3 protein-coding genes and 1 tRNA gene are annotated in these 5,030 nt (G+C 54.2%); 3 read left to right on the top strand and 1 reads right to left on the bottom strand.

Annotation, left to right across the window (positions count from 1 at the left end):
* The 3 genes from ACXJ5O_RS18615 to ACXJ5O_RS18605 all read left to right on the top strand — a co-directional run.
* Positions 1-979 (top strand): cupin domain-containing protein (locus ACXJ5O_RS18615; protein ID WP_457301195.1); only part of this gene is annotated, 979 nt, incomplete at its 5' end.
* A gap of 74 nt (positions 980-1,053) precedes the next feature.
* Positions 1,054-1,878, top strand: coding sequence for a formate/nitrite transporter family protein (locus ACXJ5O_RS18610; RefSeq protein WP_457301194.1), 825 nt, complete (start codon positions 1,054-1,056; stop codon positions 1,876-1,878).
* A gap of 37 nt (positions 1,879-1,915) precedes the next feature.
* A complete protein-coding gene (locus tag ACXJ5O_RS18605; RefSeq protein WP_457301193.1) occupies positions 1,916-4,225 on the top strand; it encodes an FdhF/YdeP family oxidoreductase in 2,310 nt (769 codons plus the stop codon).
* A gap of 580 nt (positions 4,226-4,805) precedes the next feature.
* Here ACXJ5O_RS18605 and ACXJ5O_RS18600 read toward each other — a convergent pair.
* Positions 4,806-4,881: transfer RNA gene (locus ACXJ5O_RS18600), tRNA-Thr, on the bottom strand.
* Positions 4,882-5,030 lie beyond the last annotated feature (149 nt).

The raw sequence follows: 5,030 nt of genomic DNA, 5'->3' as shown, positions 1-5,030 counted from the left end.
GCAATATCCGGCCGGCTGGACCCGGCAAATTACGAAGCGGGAACTTGGAATCTCCCAGAGCATCGCGGGCGTTGATATGCGGCTGAATGCCGGCGGCGTCCGGGAATTGCACTGGCACAAGGAATCCGAATGGGCTTACATTCTTTATGGGAATGCCAGGGTTACCGCTGTTGATCCCGAAGGCAAGAACTTTGTCGATGATCTTGGTCCAGGGGATATCTGGTATTTTCCATCTGGCACACCGCATTCCATTCAGGGGCTTGGTCCTGACGGCTGCGAATTTCTCCTCGTTTTCGATGATGGAGGTTTTGACGAGGACAGCACGTTCCTGTTGAGCGATTGGTTCAAGCACGTGCCAAAAAGTGTGCTCGCCAAAAATTTCGGCGTTCCTGCAACAAACTTTGACAACCTGCCCGCTCCTAGCGACCGTTACATTTTCAATCTTCCCATTCCTGGCAACTTGGACAGTGACAAGATTGCTGGCGCAACCGCAGTTCCCAATGGTTTTGTGCATCGAATGGGTTCCCAGGTTCCGATTAAAACTAGCGGGGGCACCGTCCGCATTACCGACTCCAAAAACTTCCCCGTGTCAAAAACGATTGCGGCCGCCCTTGTGGAAGTCGAACCGGGCGGCATGCGGGAGTTGCACTGGCACCCGAATACCGACGAATGGCAATATTACATTCAAGGAATTGGAAGAATGGGCGTATTTGCAGCAAACGGCCACTCGCGCACATTTGATTTCGCAGCCGGCGACGTCGGTTATGTTCCTTTCGCAATGGGACATTACATCGAAAACACCGGCGATAAGCCCCTTGTGTTTCTCGAGACGTTCAAAAGCGACCACTACGCAGGTGTCTCTCTCAATCAGTGGCTGGCACTTACCCCTCCGGAACTCGTCTCCGGACATTTGAACTTCGGTAAAGCAGCAATGGAAGCTTTGAAAAAAACCAAACAACCGGTTGTTAGCGGCGCGTAGATACGTTGCGCGGTGATCTCCGGGTCGCGCGGCATCAACTTGGATACAGGCTTCGCTYCCCGAAAGGAATCCGAATGTACGAAGAAACAATCAACAAGCTCTCCGAGTCGGGCAGGTCCAAGTCCATAACGCTTAAAGGTAACCCACTTGCCTTCATGATTGGCTCAACTATGGCGGGTGCATATATCGGCTTTGGCGACATCATCATGTTCACGGTGGGCGCACATGCAGACCCTTCATGGGCTCATCTTGTAATGGGTACTGTTTTCGCCTCGGCACTGACGATCGTCATTTTTGCCGGCTCGGAACTTTTCACCGGTATGACCATGTATATGCCGCTTGCGCTTCTGAGCGGCAAAACTGGTTTGATCGATCTCCTGCGCGTTTGGGTACTTTGCTGGCTGGGCAATTTCGCAGGAGCTTTCTTACTTGCGGTGCTCTTTAAACTTGGCGGCGGAGGTGTCCTGCTCGGCGACGGCAGTCCGGCATTCTTTGCCGCGGTTGCGGCGAAAATCAGTGCCCCGGCTCACGAGCTTTTTGCCCGGGGCATCATATGCAACTGGCTGGTTTGCCTCGCGATCTGGATGTCTTATCGAACCGAAAACGATGCTGCGAAAGTCTTTTTGATTTTTTGGCCGATCATGATTTTCGTTGCTGCTGGTTTCGAGCACTGCGTGGCAAACATGTTCGCCTTCTTATTAGCGCTCCTTGGCCCTCATCCAGCAACCATTAGTGTATATGGCGCTTTGCACAATCTGGTATTTGTCACTTTGGGCAACATTGTTGGCGGTGGGATCATGGTGGCCTTCGGATACTGGGTGCAATTCGCAGGCACTGCCCAAGCGGCTTCTCCGCTTGCCAGAAGCCGGACGATCCCCCCGGTGAGCAGGACCGGCTGAAACTACCTTATTAACATAGTTTGAAAGCGGATTTGACATGGCCAGCAAACGACCCGACGGCATTGAAACGTATAACGCAGCAGCCGGCGGCTGGGGCGCATTGAAGGCGGTGGCCGAAAGCCTTTCGCGGCAGCAGGTAACCGCACAGGGAGCCGCAACACTCTTGAAGGTCAATCAACCCGATGGTTTTGACTGTCCTGGCTGCGCCTGGCCTGATCCGAAACACACGTCTTCGTTCGAGTTTTGTGAGAATGGTGCCAAGGCCGTCACGTGGGAGTCTACCGCCAAACGCCTGACGCAGTCGTTCTTTGCATCTCACACCGTCTCAGAATTGTGGGATTGGCATGATCATGACCTCGAAAACCAAGGGCGACTAACCCAACCGCTGATCTATGATGCGACCGTAGACAGATACGTCGAAATTGAATGGGACGACGCATGCCGGACGATCGCCGACGCGTTGAACGCGCTCCCCGATCCGAATATGGCGGAATTCTACACCTCCGGCAGAGCCTCGAACGAAGCCGCCTTCCTTTTTCAACTGTTCGTGCGAGCTTACGGAACGAACAATTTCCCCGACTGTTCCAATATGTGCCACGAAGCGACAAGCGTAGGTTTGCCTCAATCGATCGGTGTCGGCAAAGGCACCGTCACACTTGAAGACTTCGATTATGCTGATGCCATCTTCAGCTTCGGACACAATCCCGGGACGAACCACCCCCGCATGATGACGACACTGCGAGAAGCTGCGAAGCGGGGTGTTCCGATAGTGGTCTTCAATCCGTTAAAAGAGCGGGCGCTGGAACGGTTTGCTTCCCCCCAAAGTGCCGTCGAGATGGCAACGCTGACGTCCACAGAGATTTCCTCTGCCTATCATCAGGTGCGTCCCGGTGGTGATCTTGCCGTGCTGAAGGGGATGATGAAGCGAATTTTTCAACGGGACAGAGCGGATATAGAAAACGGCGGAAACGGCATGCTCGACCGTAGTTTTATCGCCGAACACACGGACGGCATCGAGGCTCTCCGAACAGACATCGATGAAACGACCTGGGATCAGATCGAGGCGATCTCCGGGCTCACGCGGGCGGCGATTGAAAGTGCCGGTGACGTTTACCTGAAGGCTAAGAACGTCATTCTCTGTTACGGGATGGGTATCACGCAGCACAGGAATGGTACTTCCAATGTTCAGCAAATCGCCAACTTTCTGATGTTGCGCGGGAACATCGGCCGTCAGGGAGCCGGCATTTGCCCATTGCGGGGCCATTCCAATGTTCAGGGTGATCGCACAGTAGGTATTACTGAAGCGCCCAACGCCGCGTTGCTGGATGGCATGGAGCGCGCCTTCGGCTTTCGCCCGGTGGCTGAGCAAGGTCACAGCGCCGTAGAGGCGATTGAAGCTATCTGCGAAGGCCGTTCAAAGGCGCTTATTTGTCTCGGTGGCAATCTTGCCGTAGCAATGTCGGATCCTGACGCCACTTTCGCAGGCATGCGGAAGCTGGATCTGGCGGTTCACCTTACGACCAAGCTCAACCGCTCCCATCTGCTGACGGCGAGAACATCGATTATACTGCCGGTCCTTGGTCGCACCGATCTCGATATTCAGGCGACGGGCCCACAATCCGTCACGGTCGAAGACTCAATGTCGATGGTTCATGCATCGCGAGGCTTTCTGAAACCGCCAAGCGACTTGGTCCGCTCGGAGTCAGCTGTGATCGCCGGCATGGCCAAAGCCACCCTTGGCAACCGGCATGGTATCGCGTGGGATACAATGATCGAAAACTACGACAGGATACGCGACAAGATTGAAGTGGTCTTTCCGGACTTCCATCACTTCAACGAGAGGATAAGGCAGCCCGGCGGGTTTCGTCTGAGCGTGCCAGCGTCCATCCGTGACTGGCGCACCCCGGCCAAAAAGGCCCAGTTTCTGGTCGCCGAAGGCCTTAACGAAGATCCGCAAGTTTCGGATCCTGATCTTCTCACATTGACGACCATTCGCAGTCACGATCAGTACAATACTACAATCTACGGCATGGATGATCGTTACAGAGGCGTGTTTGGACGACGCGATGTCATCTTTCTCAACGGGGATGACCTCGCCAGCAGGGGCCTCTCTGAAGGAGATATACTTGACGTCGAAGCAGCCCGAAACCCCGCTGAAATTGATGACCGGCCGCGGCTGGTTCGCCGCCTCACTGCGATCGCATACAATATCCCGAGCGGATCCGCTGCCGGATACTACCCGGAAATGAACGGCCTGATCGCCTTGTCGCACTATGACAGCCGCTCGGGAACCCCTGGATTCAAGTCAATTCCCATCCGCATCAGGCTTGCGACACCAGGCGATTGATAGACCTGACAGAAGTTCGCAACCCTGCAACAGCTTGGAACGGCCCCAACCACCGAATGGCTTCCGAGCTCGGCCTTGCTTGCGGTCCAAAGCACTATCGCGCTGACGTGTAAATCATTCGCCTTGTTCCGATAATGGTCGCTACCGCGCTGTCGGCGATCTCACGGATTGCTATTGCCATCTCCGCTCCTTCATCTTCTCGTTAGTCCAAAATGTTATGAAGATGGCGGAGCTTCTCTTCCTTCGAAAAATCAGATGAGTTTTGATTCACGCATGGTAGCAAGCGAGAACCTAGACCCACTTGACCAAGGGTCGAGAACTTCACCTGCTTAAAACGTTACTTCGGCCCTGATCCCGACTGACGACATTTGGAGACGCGATTTTCTTGGACGGCGAAAGGGACAAGCCCTATTGCGCCACCTGACCGGTCCCTGCCAGACGGGTACGGGCATCACCATCCTGACTATCAAAAGAAAGCAGCAGAGATTTGACAATGCCTGAGCGAGAACCAAACGTGATCAGGTTTCTGTGCAGTTACTGTGYAGCCCTAAAACCAACAGAAGCTAAGTCATTGAAAGTATGGTGCCGCATAGGTGACTCGAACACCTGACCCCATCATTACGAATGATGTGCTCTACCAACTGAGCTAATGCGGCAGGAAAAGAAACTTCCCGATCCTTGAAAGCGGCCATCATGATGTGCCAGCGGATGTCGCGCCTGATACCTTCATTGGGTTGCAAATGCAAGCCTAGAGATGCGTGCGTGTCGTCAAAATACCGGTCGCCAATCGCCCTTAACCCTCACA

The sequence above is a fragment of the Phyllobacterium sp. P5_D12 genome (assembly GCF_054049495.1).
The sequence above is the reverse complement of the archived record's forward strand: the minus strand, read 5'-3'. Positions and strand labels throughout refer to the sequence as shown.